13 protein-coding genes are annotated in these 15,087 nt (G+C 61.7%); 3 read left to right on the forward strand and 10 right to left on the reverse strand.

Features of this window, described 5'->3' with window-relative positions:
* Positions 1-77: 77 nt before the first annotated feature.
* From purD to NW822_RS06490, 4 genes are all read right to left on the reverse strand, one after another.
* Positions 78-1,391, reverse strand: a complete 1,314-nt coding sequence (purD, locus tag NW822_RS06475) for a phosphoribosylamine--glycine ligase (protein ID WP_414403905.1) — start codon at positions 1,389-1,391, stop codon at positions 78-80.
* 111 nt (positions 1,392-1,502) lie between these two features.
* Positions 1,503-2,168, reverse strand: a complete 666-nt coding sequence (locus NW822_RS06480; protein ID WP_414403906.1) for a glycosyltransferase — start codon at positions 2,166-2,168, stop codon at positions 1,503-1,505.
* Positions 2,169-2,194: 26 nt separating this feature from the next.
* Positions 2,195-2,683, reverse strand: a complete 489-nt coding sequence (locus tag NW822_RS06485) for a glycosyltransferase family 2 protein (protein WP_414403907.1) — start codon at positions 2,681-2,683, stop codon at positions 2,195-2,197.
* A gap of 68 nt (positions 2,684-2,751) precedes the next feature.
* Complete coding sequence (locus NW822_RS06490; RefSeq protein ID WP_414403908.1) at positions 2,752-4,041, reverse strand: HD domain-containing protein; 1,290 nt, start codon at positions 4,039-4,041, stop codon at positions 2,752-2,754.
* Positions 4,042-4,239: 198 nt separating this feature from the next.
* On the opposite strand from NW822_RS06490, the gene NW822_RS06495 reads away from it, so the two are divergent.
* Positions 4,240-5,133, forward strand: coding sequence for an SGNH/GDSL hydrolase family protein (locus NW822_RS06495; RefSeq protein WP_414403909.1), 894 nt, complete (start codon positions 4,240-4,242; stop codon positions 5,131-5,133).
* Positions 5,134-5,151: 18 nt separating this feature from the next.
* Here NW822_RS06495 and NW822_RS06500 read toward each other — a convergent pair whose 3' ends face one another.
* Complete coding sequence (locus tag NW822_RS06500) at positions 5,152-7,002, reverse strand: ribonuclease J (RefSeq protein ID WP_414360278.1); 1,851 nt, start codon at positions 7,000-7,002, stop codon at positions 5,152-5,154.
* 240 nt (positions 7,003-7,242) lie between these two features.
* Complete coding sequence (dapA, locus tag NW822_RS06505; protein ID WP_414403910.1) at positions 7,243-8,163, reverse strand: 4-hydroxy-tetrahydrodipicolinate synthase; 921 nt, start codon at positions 8,161-8,163, stop codon at positions 7,243-7,245.
* Positions 8,164-8,435: 272 nt separating this feature from the next.
* On the opposite strand from dapA, the gene NW822_RS06510 reads away from it, so the two are divergent.
* Positions 8,436-9,062 carry a nitroreductase family protein gene (locus tag NW822_RS06510; RefSeq protein WP_414360284.1) on the forward strand — a complete coding sequence of 209 codons (627 nt, stop codon included), beginning with the start codon at positions 8,436-8,438 and terminating at the stop codon, positions 9,060-9,062.
* Positions 9,063-9,133: 71 nt separating this feature from the next.
* On the opposite strand, the gene trpD is transcribed toward NW822_RS06510, so the two are convergent.
* The 4 genes from trpD to purN form a co-directional block, all read right to left on the reverse strand.
* The gene (gene trpD, locus NW822_RS06515; RefSeq protein WP_414403911.1) at positions 9,134-10,165 is read right to left on the reverse strand and encodes an anthranilate phosphoribosyltransferase; all 1,032 of its coding nucleotides are present in this window, start codon (positions 10,163-10,165) and stop codon (positions 9,134-9,136) included.
* 70 nt (positions 10,166-10,235) lie between these two features.
* On the reverse strand, positions 10,236-10,664 hold the full coding sequence (locus tag NW822_RS06520) for a hypothetical protein (protein WP_414403912.1): 429 nt from the start codon (positions 10,662-10,664) through the stop codon (positions 10,236-10,238).
* Positions 10,661-10,870, reverse strand: coding sequence for a hypothetical protein (locus tag NW822_RS06525; protein WP_414403913.1), 210 nt, complete (start codon positions 10,868-10,870; stop codon positions 10,661-10,663). The genes NW822_RS06520 and NW822_RS06525 overlap by 4 nt, the downstream gene beginning before the upstream one ends.
* A 48-nt stretch (positions 10,871-10,918) precedes the next feature.
* Entirely contained in the window at positions 10,919-11,566 is a 648-nt protein-coding gene (purN, locus tag NW822_RS06530; RefSeq protein ID WP_414403914.1) for a phosphoribosylglycinamide formyltransferase, read from the reverse strand.
* A 124-nt stretch (positions 11,567-11,690) separates the two neighbouring features.
* Between purN and carB the strand changes: the two genes are divergently transcribed.
* The gene (gene carB / locus NW822_RS06535) at positions 11,691-14,915 is read left to right on the forward strand and encodes a carbamoyl-phosphate synthase large subunit (RefSeq protein ID WP_414403915.1); all 3,225 of its coding nucleotides are present in this window, start codon (positions 11,691-11,693) and stop codon (positions 14,913-14,915) included.
* Positions 14,916-15,087 lie beyond the last annotated feature (172 nt).

Consider the following 15,087-nt stretch of genomic DNA (forward strand, 5'->3'; position numbering starts at 1 on the left):
TTTTTCAAAGCCGCTTTACCAGCCCCAGAGAAGCGACCTCTCTGGGGCTTTGAGATGCAGTCGAAAAAAGAAGGGGACTAGGAGGCGGGCACTACACCTCGCCGGACGGCAGGCCCAAGGGCGCGGCTGCCAATGTCAGAACGGTAGTGGGCTTTGGGGAACTGCACCTGCTCCACAGCAGCATAGGCTTGGCGCAGCGCTTCCGCCAGCGTTGCCCCTTGGCCGGTAAAACAGAGGACACGCCCGCCGTCGCTGAGAAGCTGCTTGCCCACCTGGCGAGTGCCGGCATGGAACACCAGGGCCCCGGTGGCAGCAGCAGCCTCCAGACCAGTAATGGGGATCCCTCGCTCGTAGCTGTCAGGGTAGCCGGGGGCAGCCATGACCACGCAGGCGGCGTAGCCAGGTTTCCACTTTAGTTGAAGATCGGCCAGCCGTCCCTCGATGCAGGCCAGCAGCACCTCGTCCAGAGGGTTTTCCAACAGGGGCAGGATCACCTGGGCTTCGGGATCCCCGAAGCGGCAGTTGTACTCCAACACATAGGGATCCCCGTTGGGTGCAATCATCAGGCCGGCGTAGATCACCCCCTGGTAGCGAATGCCCCGCCGCTGTAGCGCCTGTAGGGTGGGATCCAGCACTTGGGCCTGGATGCGGGCCAAAAGCTGTGGCGTCACCAGGTGGTCTGCTGGGGCGTGGGCCCCCATGCCGCCGGTATTGGGGCCGGTATCGCCATCGCCAAGGCGCTTGTAGTCTTGGGCGGGCAGCAGCGGCAGGCAGATCTGGCCATCCGTCAGAGCCAGCACCGAGACCTCTTGGCCGGCAAGGAACTCCTCAATCAGCACCCGCTCGCCCGGCTTGGCCAGGGCTGCCTCCAGGGCCTGCACGGCTTCTTCCCGGCTGTGGGCAACGGTTACCCCCTTGCCGGCGGCCAGCCCATCTTTTTTAATCACCACCGGATAGCTGCCTTTGCCTGACGGAGTTCTTGAATCCAGGTAGGCCAGTGCCTCAGACAAGTCGGCAAAGCCAGCAGCCGGAGCCGTAGGGATCCCTGCTTCCTGCATCAGTTGCTTGGCCCAGAGCTTGCTTCCCTCCAGTTGGGCGGCGGCGCGACTGGGACCAAAAATGGGGAGCCCCGCTGCCTGAAAGGCGTCCACAATTCCCGCGACCAAGGGCAGTTCCGGCCCCACCACCGTCAGGCGGATCCCTTGAACGGTAGCGAATCGAACTAGACCCTCGATGTCAGTGGCTGCCAGCGCTACGGATTGACAGCGGGGCATCTGCTGCGTGCCGCCGTTGCCAGGTGCACAGTAGACCCGAGTAATCTGGGGAGACTGCAACAGCTTCCACGCCAGAGCGTGTTCCCTTCCCCCGGAGCCGATGACCAAAGCCTGCATGGTGCTACCCCACCTTTGTAAACACCTTGTCAACGCCGCTTGTTTATTTTGGGATGCTCCCCGAACATCCCCCATTAGACCATGTTCCCAACAGATTTCAGAGGATCCAGGCTAGTTTGACCCCAGGGGACGGCCCCGCCAAGTCCAGTTGCGCCCGCTGGTGGTGCGGATGGCAGAAGCCAAGATGATGGCTGCCGTCACCCAGCCTCCCACCACCGTCAGCCACCAGTAACGCAGCGGCAGGTGGGCCCAACGCCATAGAAGCAGGCGGATGACCCCTTGGCCTAGGATCCCGGCCAGGCTGGCCGCCAAGACCTGCAGGGATCCCATAGCCGCAGCCAGGATCAACCCCAGCCAGGGCAGGCTGCAGATGCCCAAGACAGTGACCATCGCCAACACGGCGAGGGCCCAGTTGCGCTCCAGGCCTAGGAACCAGTTTTTCGTCCACCCTTCCCAGAGGGCGGCTCCATTGGCGTACATGCGGCATCGCACCCGCGACCCCCCTAGGCAAATCTGCAAGCCCAGGCCAGCCACTTTGATGCGCTGGGCCAAGGCCACATCCTCGATAACCACATTGGCCACGCCGGCGTGTTCGCCCACTTGCTCGTAGGCAGAGCGGCGAAACAGCATGAACGGCCCGAAGGCAAAGGCCTTGGGACACTTGGGATCGTTGACGGCGGCAAAGTCGTAGCCTGCCGCCAAGATGACCATCATGATGGGCTGCACCAGCCACTCGGCCAGGCAGCCGCACACCAACTGAGGCCCTACGCTTACCAAGGCGCTGCCGCTTGCCAGCAACTGTCCTAGGGCTGCTTCAATGGCAGCCGCACGTCGCAGTCGAGAAAGAGCAGGTAGTCGGGGGGATCAGGCTGGGCGGCCAGGGCAGCAACGGCATGGGCACAGGCCCAGTTTTTGCCCACCCACGTTTGACCCTGGGGGCGGAGATCCCCTTGGAGCAGGTGCAGCCGCGGATCTTGCCGTTCGGCAGCCAGGGCCTGGGCCAGCTCCCAGGTGGCATCGGTGGAGCCGTCGTCCACCAGCCAGACCTGCAGCGGGGCGGCGGTGCTGTCCAGGATGCTGCTTAGGCAGCCCACCACGTTTTCCGCCTCGTTGTAGGCAGGCACGATCACCGCCAGCCGCTCCAGGGCCGCTGCGACCTCTGCCGCTTGCTCCGGCAAGGGATCCCGCAGCCAGGGGGAAGCCCACAGCGCCTGCCCCAGCCGCAGCGCCACCAAGGCAATCGCCAGGGCCGTTAGCGCCAACACCATCGCCAGGATCTCCGGGATTCCCACTCTTGCTTCCCTCTTTCAGATAAGGAACGGATTTTGCCCATGCCCTAGCCCTGGGATCTGCCAATCCTCTAGGCAGACAAAGCCCTCTCTACGATATCGCTGTAGGGGCGGGGGAAGATCAGCCAAACCTGGCTTTGCGTTTCCACCAGGGATCGCACCAGTGGCGAGAGCTGGGCAATTTCCACGTAGCCGTCCTCGGTTTTGAGTTGGATCCCTTGGTCGTAGAAGCTGTAGCCCTGGACATGGGCCGAGCGAATTCCCAAGTAGCTTTCTGGATCCAAGCCATCTTGCTGCATCTTCTGGCTTAGAGTTGCCACCAGCTCTTGGCGTCGCTCTTCTGACAAGCGGGTGATGTTGCGGGCTTTGAACAGATCCCGATCCAAATAGCGCCGCGCCAAATCGGCCAAGATGGGATCCTTCCCCGCCATGGCCCAAAAGCGAAAAGGGTAGCTGAACATCACATCGTCAGCGGCCAAATAGAGGGGCAAAGGCAGCTCGAAGGGATCCCCCTTTTGCGCCGCCAGCGCCGCCCAACACCAGGCACTCAAGATGGGATCCAACTCGATCTTTCCCTGTTGCAACAGCACCTGGGCCCGCTTGAAGAGCCGCTCCAAAATAAAGCGGGCACACAGGCTCTTGGGGTGCTGGTACACCTGGGTGTACATGAAATAGCGCACCACCAGATAGTGCTCAATGGCTCCCAGGCCCTTGCGGGCGGGAATGGAGAGGGATCCTGTCTCCGGGTCGTAGTCCAACACCGTGAGGATGCGATCCAGATCCAGGTGGCCGTATTGGGCGCCGGTGAGCAGGCTGTCGCGCATCAGGTAGTCAAAGCGGTCGCAGTCCAGTTGGCTGGCAATCAGCTGCCCCACCAGCGGCAGGGGAAATTGTTTCTGCCACACCTGCTCCAGTTGGGTCGGCAGTTGCGGGTCGAACTCCGCCACCAGCGTGGCTATCTGGGGATCCTCCCGCACGATGCGGGCCGTCCAGACCTCGTGCCGGCAGCCGAAGATTTCCTCGCCGGCATGGCTAAAGGGGGCATGGCCAATGTCGTGCAGCAGAGCGGCAACCAGCGTTACAGCGCGGTAGGGGCGCAGCTCCGGGTAGCGGCGGGCCAATTTGTCAAACAGGCGCCGCGTAACCTGCAGCACTCCCACCGAGTGGGTAAAGCGGGAGCCCTCAGCGCCATGGAAGGTAAAAAAAGCGGTGTCCAACTGGCGGATGCGGCGCAGGCGCTGGAAGGCCGACGTGTCGATGAGGCGAATCAGCAGCGCCTCGACCGGATCCCCGCCATCTAGGCTAATGGCGCCGTGCAGGGGATCGTGGTAGGTGCGGGACTTGCAAAAACGCAGCGCCATACTCCCACCATACTCCCCGATTGGCTGATCTTCGGCTAGCTTGGCTGGGGGCTTCCCCCACCTCTGCAGCAAAGCTACCCTATGGGATCCCCTACTTGGCAAAAGAGGCAAGCCCCCAGACCCGTTCGGTTGCTGCTGCTCTCAGTGGCAATCGGGATGCTGGGGTGGGGGCTGACCGCTTGTTCCGAAGCCTCTAGAATGCCCAGCTCGCCCGCCCTCACCCGCTATGTGGCTCTGGGAGCCAGCGATGCCGTTGGCTTCAACGCCTCCATCTCCTGCGATGGCCCAGCCAACGCTGCCGGCACCCCCCCGCAGCGCTCAGAACCCCTGGACTGCCCCAATGGGACGGGGTATGTCCCCCGCCTGGCCCGCCTACTGCCCGGCCCGGTGGAGCTAATTAACTTGGGCCGCTCAGGAGCCGTCCTCAGCCCAGCCCTGCAAGCCCTGCGGGAAGGGATCCCGGCCAACCTGCTTCAGGACCAAGTGCCGCGCATCCCTCCCGACGCCACCCTGATTACCCTCTGGGTAGGCGGCAACGACACCAACGCCATTGTCTTTGCCGCAGCCCAACGAGCCCTGCAGGGCGAGGATCCCTTGCCCTTTATTGAGCGCCAGATCCAACAATTTGCCGCCGACTACCAAACCCTGCTGCAGGCGGTGCGGGCCCGCGCCCCCCAAGCCCGCCTGGCGGTGGCCAACCTGCCCAACTTTGCCCTGATCCCCCTGGGGCAGCAGCAGCCCAGGGGCCTGCGGCAGCTGCTGGCTTTGGTCTCCGTCGGCCTCAGCCAACGGGCCATTAACCCCCTGAGCCAGGAGGGGATCCCCGTGGTGGACCTCCTCTGCGATCCCCGCTCCTACCGCCGCGAGTCTTTCTTCCCCGGCCCGCTAGCCGATGGCTTTCATCCCAACGACCGGGGATATGCCGACCTGGCGGAGGCTTTCCTGAGGATCCTGCAGCAGCCGGTCCCACCCCAGCGCCACTGCCCCCCCTTTAGCGAGGTGGGATCCCTTGCTCCCGAGGCATTGGCAGAGCTCTCGTCTAGCAGCTTCCCAAAAGCAGAACTTTCCTTCCCCAGCCCAGGGAAGCCCTGAGAGCCAGCCACCCCCGTCTTACGAAGCCGCCACCGCCGCCGAGGAGCGCCGCCGCCGTCCCAAGGCCAGCCGTTCCTGTTCCGGCTGGGCTTCCCCAACAGGCAGAGAGGATACCGGCCCAGACTCCTCTTCAGGCGACTGCACAAAAACCAGTATCGTCGGCTTGCCGGGCAGTTGTTCGCGGACAAAGCGGCGCACCACCCGCTCCACCTCTGCCTTGAGGCCAGCCCAGTCAATCTCCAACCTGCCCCGCTCCAGCGAGCGGGCAAAGTGCGGCCATGCTTGCTTGAGGGTCTCCTCCACTAGGGGTTTCAAGTCGGATCCCTTGAGAGAGGTGCCCTCACCTGCCAGGCCCAAACTTTGCACCTGCGGCGTGCAGAGCAACTGGCCCCTGCCATCCAAGCTGATGACCACCGTCACCATGCCATCTCTGGCAATCTGCTGGCGCTCCTGCAGCATCTCGTCCATGACCACCCCATCGTGGGAAGCGGCAATCATCTGTACCCCCGTGGGCACCTTGCCGACAACAGCAATGCGCTCCTGGTTCACCTCCACCACATCGCCATTGTCGATGATCACGATGTTTTCCCGCGGGATCCCCATGCTCATTGCCGTTTCGGCGTGCTTGACCAGCATGCGGTACTCCCCGTGGGTGGGGACAAAGAACTTGGGACGGGTGAGGGCGATCATCAACTTTTGATCTTCCTGGCAGCCGTGGCCGGAGACGTGCAGCCCCTTGTCTTTGCCGTAGATAACATTTGCCCCCAGCTCCATCAGCTTGTCGATGACCCGCGTTACCGCCAGCGTGTTGCCGGGAATGGGGTTGGCCGACCAGATCACTGTATCTCCCGGCTTAATCTGCAACTGCGGATGCTCGCCGTTAGCAATGCGGGTCAAAGCAGCCAGGGGTTCGCCTTGGGATCCCGTGGTGAGGATGATTACCTTATCATCCGGCAAGCTGTTGATGACATGCATCGGCTGCAGCGTTTCATCCTTGCAGCGGATGTAGCCCAGGCGCCGCGCGTGAGCCACCACGTTTAACATCGAGCGCCCCAGCAGAGATACCACCCGGCCCTGCTGCTCGGCAATCTGCAACACCAAATTGAGGCGATGCACCGAAGAAGCAAAGGTAGTGATGATTACCCGTCCCTTAGCTTCCGCAATGGCTTTGGTGAGGCCCGGCACTACCGCGGCTTCAGAAGGAGTAAAGCCGGGTACCTCAGCATTGGTGGAGTCGCTGATAAGACAGAGCACCCCCCTTTCCCCATGCTCAGCTAGCCGATGGAGGTCAAAGCGCTCGCCATCCACCGGCGTGTGGTCAATCTTGAAGTCGCCCGTCTGGATGACAACGCCCACCGGCGTGTGCAAAGCCACGGTAAAGCTGTCGGCAGAAGAGTGGGTATTGCGAATAAATTCGGCAAAGAAGTTCTTGCTCAGGCGCACAATATCCCGCGGCCCCACGGGGCGCAATTCTGTACGATTCAGAAGACCCATATCGCGCAGTTTTTCCTCCAGCAGCGCCAGCGCCAAGCGGGGGCCATAGATGACTGGGATGTCAAATTCCCGCAAGTGGTAAGGGATCCCACCAATGTGATCTTCGTGGCCGTGGGTAACCACCATTGCCCGCAGCTTGTCCCGGTTTTGCTTGATATAGGTCATGTCCGGTAGCACGATGTTGACACCGTGCATTGTCTCATCGGGGAAAGCCAGGCCGGCATCCAGCAGGATGATGTCGTCTTCGTAGCGGAAGACCCAGGTGTTTTTGCCAATCTCGCGTTCGCCTCCTAGCGGGATCATCTGCAGAGAGGAAGTGGGCTTGGCAGCAGAGGTCCCAGGACGGGAAGCAACCGAAGTCCGTGGTGTTGGCATACGAGCTACAGATCCTCAACAGCGACAGCTGAACAAACAAAAACCGATGCAGACAAAGCCCTGAAAGCCAGCAGCAAAGTCAGCAGGGAAAGCTGGATTTTGCTACCAGAACCTGTCCCCTCCCAGTTGGGAAAGAGCAAAAAATCCTAAAAGGACAGCTGATTTAACCACAGGTTAAATTCCGCGAAGTTTCCCCTAAAAACCTCCCTCCAGTAGAGGCACAACTCGAAAAAGATGTGGTCATGAAGCCTTTGCTGCCGCTGGTTTGGATCCCTGCGCCTCCTCGAGTAGCCCCATCTCTTGCAGTACTTGTCGCAAAGTCTGTAGAGAATTGGCCTGAAGAGGGGCTAAGGGAGAGCGCACTTGACCCACTTGCCAACCCTGCATTGCCAGCGCCGTCTTGATGGGAACGGGGTTGGTCTCAATGAACAAAACCTTAAACAGCGGCAAGAGACGTAAGTGGTAGGCTAAAGCTTGCTCGTGCTGCCCCTCAGCGTAGCTTTGGATCAATTCCTGCAGCTGCGGTCCAACCAGGTGACTGGCTACGCTGACTACCCCCCTCCCTCCCAAGGACAAAATTGGCAATGTCAGGGAGTCATCCCCAGAGTAGATACTAAAGTGAGGGGGGGTAAGCCGCCGAATTTCCGAGACTACGTCCATTATACCACTGGCTTCCTTAATGGCAACAATGGTCTCCAACTCCGCCAATTTCGCCACTGTTTCCGGCTGGAGGCTTACCCCTGTGCGGCCGGGGATGTTGTAGAGCATGATGGGCAAGTCGCTGGCTTGGGCAATAGCCTTGAAATGCTCGTAGAGCCCCGCCTGGCTGGGCTTGTTGTAGTAGGGCACCACTTGGAGGGAGCCATCCAGGCCCAACTGGGCAGCTTTTTTAGTGGCTTCGATAGCCTCGCGGGTGGAGTTGGAGCCTGTGCCGGCAATCACCTTGGCCCGCCCCCCTACGGCCTCCCGTACCACCCGAAACAGTTCGTACTCCTCTTGCCAGCTGAGGGTGGGAGACTCGCCAGTGGTGCCGCAGACCACCAAGCCATCGCTGCCGTGGGTTACCAAGTAATCGGCCAAACGAGCGGCCTCATCGTAATTGATTTCCCCCTCTTCCGTAAAGGGAGTCACCATGGCCGTTAGCACTCGACCGAAGTTCACCGATTGCTTCTCCCCCTCCACCACACCAATTGGACAACGTCACCTGGCCCTCCAGATGAGACCAGCTCGCTTCTCCATCATACCTGCCTTCGCGTCAGGGATCCCCTCTGACCAACCCCAGCTTGCCAGTTGTCCCCGGCCAAAGCAGGAGATATATTGGAGGGGGCAGATTGTTTGAACCCAGAATGTCGAGCTGCTTACCAGTTCTGCCGTTAGCCCTGGGGTGAGCAGCCCTGTTGCTCTTGAGCTGTCCATTTTGAGGAGGCCCATCCATGGACGCCCTAACTGCTCTCAAGACGCGCGTCTCCGCCGATCATTTCGATCCCAGCCGGCTTCTATCGGAAGCGGAGATCCGAGAGCTGGTGGCCTATGCTACGGAAGCTCCTTCCTCTTTCAACATCCAGCACTGGCGGTTTGTGGCCGTCACTGATCCCAAGGACAAAGAGCGCCTCAAAGCCCTGGCCTACAACCAACAGAAGGTGGCGGATGCGGCGGTGGTGTTCATTGTCCTGGGGGATCTCAAAGGCTATGAGAAGCTGCCTGAGATTGTCCAAAGGGCAGTGGCTGCGGGGATTCTCCCCCCGGAACGGGCAGAAAGCTGGGTCAACATGGCCCAAGCCACCTACGCCAACAACCCCACCTTGGCGCGGGATGAGGCGATTCGCTCTGGGGCGCTAGCGGCCATGGCCTTGATGATTGCGGCCCAGGCAAAGGGCTTGGTGAGCGGGCCGATGATTGGCTTTGACCCAGAAGGGGTGAAGCGGGAGTTCGCCATTGCTGACCGCTACGTGCCGGTGATGCTGCTGGCGGTGGGCTACCCCGCCGCGGGCAACTTGCCGCGCAAGCCCCGCCTGGGGGTGGAGGAGGTGCTGGCCTTTGGGCGAGGACGGGAGTTTTAAAACAGGGGGGCCGGGGCAGCGGGGTTGGCGGGAGGTTCCCCAGCCCATGGCAAAGGAAGCAGAGCTTGGCCTCAGGGCTGGAGGAAGTTGACCAACCTTTGCAGGCGATCCCAAGCGGCGCCGCTGGCAAGGATCTCCCGCGCGCGGGCAATTCCGGCTCTCAAGTCAGCCACAGCTCCCGCTACCTGGAGAGCTAGCGCCGCATTGAGGGCCACCACATCCCGCTGGGCAGGTTCCCCCTCTCCCTGGAGGACGCGGCTGAGGATAGCGGCATTTTCCGCTAAGTCCCCTCCCTGGAGAGCCTGGACGGACGCAGGGGTGAGATCGTAATCCCGCGGGTTCAAGACTTCCGTGCGCAGGGATCCCTGGGAGAGAACGGCCAAGTCCGTGGGCTGGGCAAGGCCAGCTTCGTCAAGGCCTTCCCGGCTATGGAGTACGATGGCTGCTTTCCGCCCTAGCAGGCGCAGAGCCTCGGCCATGACCGGCACCAGCTCCGGCGCATAAACCCCGATGACCTGCCGGTTGGGGTAGAAAGGATTGACCAAGGGCCCCAGCAGGTTGAAAACAGTGCGCACCTTGAGGGCCCGTCGGTAGGGAGCTACCGCCCGCATCGCTGGGTGCCAGTTGGGGGCAAAGAGAAAGGTAATGCCCACTTCTGCCACTGCCGCCCGCACCCGCTCCGGCTCGGCGTTGAGGTTCACCCCCAAAGCCTCCAGCACGTCCGCCGAGCCCACTCTGCCGGAAGCGGAACGGTTGCCATGCTTTACCACCGGGATCCCGGCAGCGCTGACCACGAAGGCCACGGCGGTGGAAATGTTAAACGTCCCGGCCCCATCTCCCCCGGTGCCGCAGGTATCCAGCAAGAGGGGCAGATCCAGAGGGGATCCCAGAGAAGCGCGCTGCAGCACCCGCGCCATGCCGGCCAGCTCGCTGGCGCTCACTCCCTTGGCTTGCAGAGCCGCCAAAATCGCTCCCGACACCACATCCGGCACTTGGTTGTGCAACCAGCCGTTCATAAGCTGCTCCGCCTGGGCCTCGCTGAGGGATTGCCGCTCCAGCAGTTGGCCTAAAAGCTGGGGCCAAAGGTCAGCTGTTGCCGTCATGGGTGGGGACTGGTTTTGAGAAAGCCTTCACCCTAGCATACGCCTGTTTGGGCTGCTGCCGGCAAGGCGGCTAGAGATCCCGCAGCCAAGGGAGCCAAGACAGGGGCAGCCGCCGCCAGATCCCTTCGCTCCCCGCCGGATCCAGCACGCGCCAGGCCAACAACCCTGATGCTGAGAAAAAGGTCAAGGCCAACAGCAGCGCCAGGGTGCTTTGGAGGGCCAAGCCAACTTGAGATCTGCTCTGGGCAGGTCGGGATCCCTCTTGAGGCGGGAAGGGTGGTTTTGCAGAAGTTGGGGAGGGGCGCAACGGAGTAGCAGGAAGGGGGGCCCTGGCAGCCGCCGTAAAGCCATGACCACCGCTTGGGGTTGCTTCGGCTGGCGCATCCACCGGTTGAGCTCGGCCAGGGGTTAGGGACACCCAGTGCCTGCCTACCAACGGCCGATTGTTACTCACCACCACCAGGGAGTCTGGCTGCTGTTGGGCAAGGGCATAGGTCACTCGACAATGGCCTGCTCCAGGCGAACTCCCCGTGACTGCTGGCCAGCGTTGGCGTCCCCCACCCCAGCGCGGGCTGCCGAGACGGCAAATCCCAAACTGGACCCCTGGCGCAAGAAGGCGCGCGCTATCGATTCTTCCTGGGGATCGATAGCCTGTCGGCTCAGGCGTTCCAGCTCCGCCATCACCGCTTGTGGCAGCACCCCCACCCCAAAACGGCTCCATTCTTGCCAGAGGGCCGGGCGACCGGCCAGGACTCAACTCAGCTTGGGAAGGCGGGATCCCTCGGCTAGGCAGAGGCGAATGGCCAGGGGATAAAGGCGATGTTCCTGGACCTGGATGCGCCGGTGCAGAGACTCCACCGTATCTTCCGGCAGAACCGGCACGGCTGCTTGGGCCACGATGGGGCCGCTGTCCATTTCCAACGTGACGCGGTGGACGGTGCAGCCAGTGATTTTTACGCCGCACGCCAGCGCCTGCTCGACCGCCCGCAGGCCCTTGAAGCTGGGCAGGAGGCTGGGGTGAAGGTTTAAGACCCGCTCCGGATAGGCAGACAGCAACACCTGGGTCACCAAGCGCATCCAGCCAGCCATGATTACCCACTCCACCTGATGCTGCTGCAGCACCTGCACGATGGCGGCATCCAGCGCCTCCCGACTAGGATACTCCCGATGGTTGAGCAGGACACAGGGGATCCCTCTTCGCTGCGCCCGCTGCCGCACATAGGCCTCGGGATTGTTGGTGATAACAACGGCAATGTGGGCTGGCAACTCGCCGGCCTCGATGGCCTGGGCAATGGCCTCGAAATTGCTGCCGTTGCCGGAAGCCAAGATGCCTAGGATCCCCGGCTGAGGCGGAGCCGGGATCGCGTCAGGATTCGGCCAGAGGAGGCTGGGTAAGTTCATCTTTGACCAACAGCCACCACTTCTAGAGCCCCTCGTTCAAGGTACCCCATTCCCCTCCCTTTCGCACCCTGAGCTGAGCCTGCCTCTTAAAATAGAAGGCTGACCTTGCCACCCCAGGGATCCCATGCCGCGTCGTACTGACATTCACAAGATCTTGCTCATCGGAGCGGGGCCTATTGTTATTGGCCAAGCCTGCGAGTTTGACTACTCGGGCACCCAAGCCTGCAAAGCCCTGCGAGAGGAGGGCTACGAGGTAATCCTGGTCAACTCCAACCCGGCCACCATCATGACGGATCCCAGCATGGCGGATCGCGTCTACATCGAGCCGGTGACGGCGGACTTCGTGGCCCAGATCATCGAGCGGGAGCGCCCCGATGCCCTCCTTCCCACCATGGGGGGTCAGACGGCCTTAAATGTGGCGGTGGAGCTGGCCCGGCGCGGGATCCTGGACCAGTACGGGGTGGAGCTAATTGGGGCCAAGCGGGAGGCTATTGAAAAGGCGGAGGATCGGGAGCTCTTTAAGCAGGCAATGCAGCGGCTTGGCCTGGCCGTGCCCCGCTCAGGGTTGGCCCGCAGCCTGGCCGAAGCCAAGCAGATTGCCCAAGAGATTGGCTATCCCCTCATCATCCGCCCTGCCTATACCTTGGGAGGCACCGGCGGCGGTGTGGCCTACAACCAGGAGGAGCTGGAGGAGATCTGCGCCGCCGGCCTGGAGGCCAGCCCGGTCTCCCAGATCCTGGTGGAAGAGTCGGTGATTGGCTGGAAGGAGTTTGAGCTGGAGGTGATGCGGGATCTGGCGGACAACGTGGTCATCATCTGCTCGATTGAAAACATTGACCCCATGGGGGTACACACCGGCGACTCCATCACCGTGGCCCCGGCCCAGACCCTCACCGACAAGGAGTACCAGCGGCTGCGGGACTACGCCATCGCCATCATGCGCGAAATTGGGGTGGAAACCGGGGGATCCAACGTGCAGTTTGCCGTCAACCCCGCCAATGGTGAAGTGCGGGTGATCGAGATGAACCCGCGGGTTTCCCGCTCTTCTGCTTTGGCCAGCAAGGCCACCGGCTTCCCCATTGCCAAGATTGCCGCCAAGCTGGCCGTGGGCTACACGCTGCCGGAGCTCCCCAACGACATTACCCGCAAAACGCCGGCCAGCTTTGAGCCTACCCTCGACTATGTGGTCACCAAGATCCCCCGCTTTGCCTTTGAGAAGTTCCCCGGTGCAGAGCCGGTTTTGACCACCCAGATGAAGTCGGTGGGGGAGGCAATGGCCATTGGCCGCACCTTCCAAGAATCTCTCCAGAAGGCGCTGCGATCCCTAGAGATCGACCGCCCTGGCTTTGGCAGCGACCGACCGGAAGTCTTCCCTACCCCAGAGGAGGTGCGGGCCAACCTGCGCACCCCCAACCCTTTTCGCCTCTTGACCATTCGCACCGCCCTGCTCATGGGTTTTTCCGTTCAGGAAATTGCCCAGCTTACCCACATTGATCCCTGGTTTATCGACAAGCTGCAGGAGCTGGTGGAAGTGGAACAAGCCCTCAAGGGGCGGGAGCTGGGATCCCTGAGTGCTGAGGATCTGCGCCACCTTAAGCAAATGGGCTTCAGCGACCGACAAATTGCCCACCTGACCGGCTCCACTGAAGCGCAGGTGCGGGATCGCCGCAAGGCACTGGGGGTGATCCCCACCTACAAAACCGTCGATACCTGTGCCGCCGAGTTCGAGGCGACCACCCCCTACCAGTACTCCACCTACGAGAGCGAATCCGAGACCTTCCCCACCGCCAAGCCGAAGGTGATGATCCTGGGGGGCGGCCCCAACCGCATTGGCCAAGGGATCGAGTTCGACTACTGCTGCTGTCATGCCGCCTTTGCCCTCAGCCGTCTTGGATATGAGACCATCATGGTCAACTCCAACCCCGAGACGGTTTCCACCGACTACGACACCGCCAATCGCCTCTACTTTGAGCCCCTGACCTATGAAGAGGTGATGAACCTGGTCGAAGCTGAGCAGCCGGTGGGGCTTATCCTGCAGTTTGGCGGCCAAACCCCCCTGAAGCTGGCCCAGAGGCTGGCAGCAGCTCAGGCGCCCATCTGGGGCACTTCCCCTGACTCCATTGACATAGCCGAGGATCGCGGTCGTTTTGGGCGCCTGCTTCAGGAATTGGGGATCCGCCAGCCGGCCCACGGCATTGCCCACAGCGTGGAAGAAAGCCTGGAAATTGCTCGCCGCATCGGCTACCCGGTGGTGGTGCGGCCCAGCTATGTGCTGGGGGGGCGGGCCATGGAGATTGTCTATTCCGACCAGGATCTGCAGCGCTACATGCAGCTAGCCGTGGCAGTGGATCCCGACCGTCCTGTGCTGGTGGACCAGTTTTTGGAAGAGGCGGTGGAGGTGGATGTGGATGCCATTGCCGACCGCACCGGGGCTGTAACCATCGGCGGGATCCTAGAGCACATCGAGCAGGCCGGAATCCACTCGGGGGATTCCGCCTGCGTCTTGCCCAGCCGCACCCTCAGCCCCGCAGTGCTGCAGGTGATTCGCGACTGGACGGTGAAGCTGGCGCAAGCTCTCAGGGTGGTGGGACTCATTAACGTGCAGTACGCCGTCCAGAAGGAGCAGGTTTACGTCCTGGAGGCCAACCCGCGCGCTTCCCGCACCGTACCATTTGTCAGCAAGGCCATTGGCCACCCTCTGGCCGATTATGCCGCCCAGGTGATGAGCGGCAAAACCCTGGCGGAGCTGGGCTTTACCCAGGAGGTGATCCCACCCTACGTGGCTGTCAAGGAGGCGGTGCTGCCGTTTCACAAGTTTCCTGGTACCGACACGTTGCTGGGGCCGGAGATGCGCTCCACCGGCGAGGTGATGGGGATTGACACCGACTTTGGCCGTGCCTTTGCCAAGGCGCAACTGGCTGCCGGCCAGAACCTGCCCCTAGGGGGCACGGTGTTCATCAGCGTCAGCGATCGCGACAAGCAGGCCGTGATCCCACTGGCCCAAGAGTTTGTCAAGCTGGGCTTTCGTCTACTGGCCACTGCCGGCACGCAAAAAGTTCTGGCCCAACACGGGATCCCTGTCGAGAAGGTGCTCAAGCTGCACGAGGGCCGGCCCCATGTTATCGACGCCATCAAAAACCGCCAGATTCAGCTTATTGTCAATACCCCTTCCGGCAGCGAGGCCCAACAGGATGGGCGGAAGATCCGGCGCACGGCCCTGGCCTACAAGATCCCTTTGGTTACTACTCTGGCCGGGGCCAAGGCCACCGCGGCTGCCATCCGCGCCCTGCAGTCGGGATCCCTACAGGTGAAGTCCCTGCAGGAGTTTCACGCCGAAATTGGGAGATAGATCTCAGCCTTCTTAGGTTACCTTTCTGAAGAAATTCTTAAGACCTTCACCTTAAGAAATTCTAAAGTTCTCGGCTGGAGAAAGTGGCCTTGGCTGCCCAGGAAAAGCCGAGACCAAGGCATCAAAATCGCAACACTGATTTGCCTATTTGTATCGATACATCAATTTGTTT

Source organism: Synechococcus sp. H70.2 (assembly GCF_047462275.1).
Lineage (GTDB): Bacteria > Cyanobacteriota > Cyanobacteriia > Thermostichales > Thermostichaceae > Thermostichus.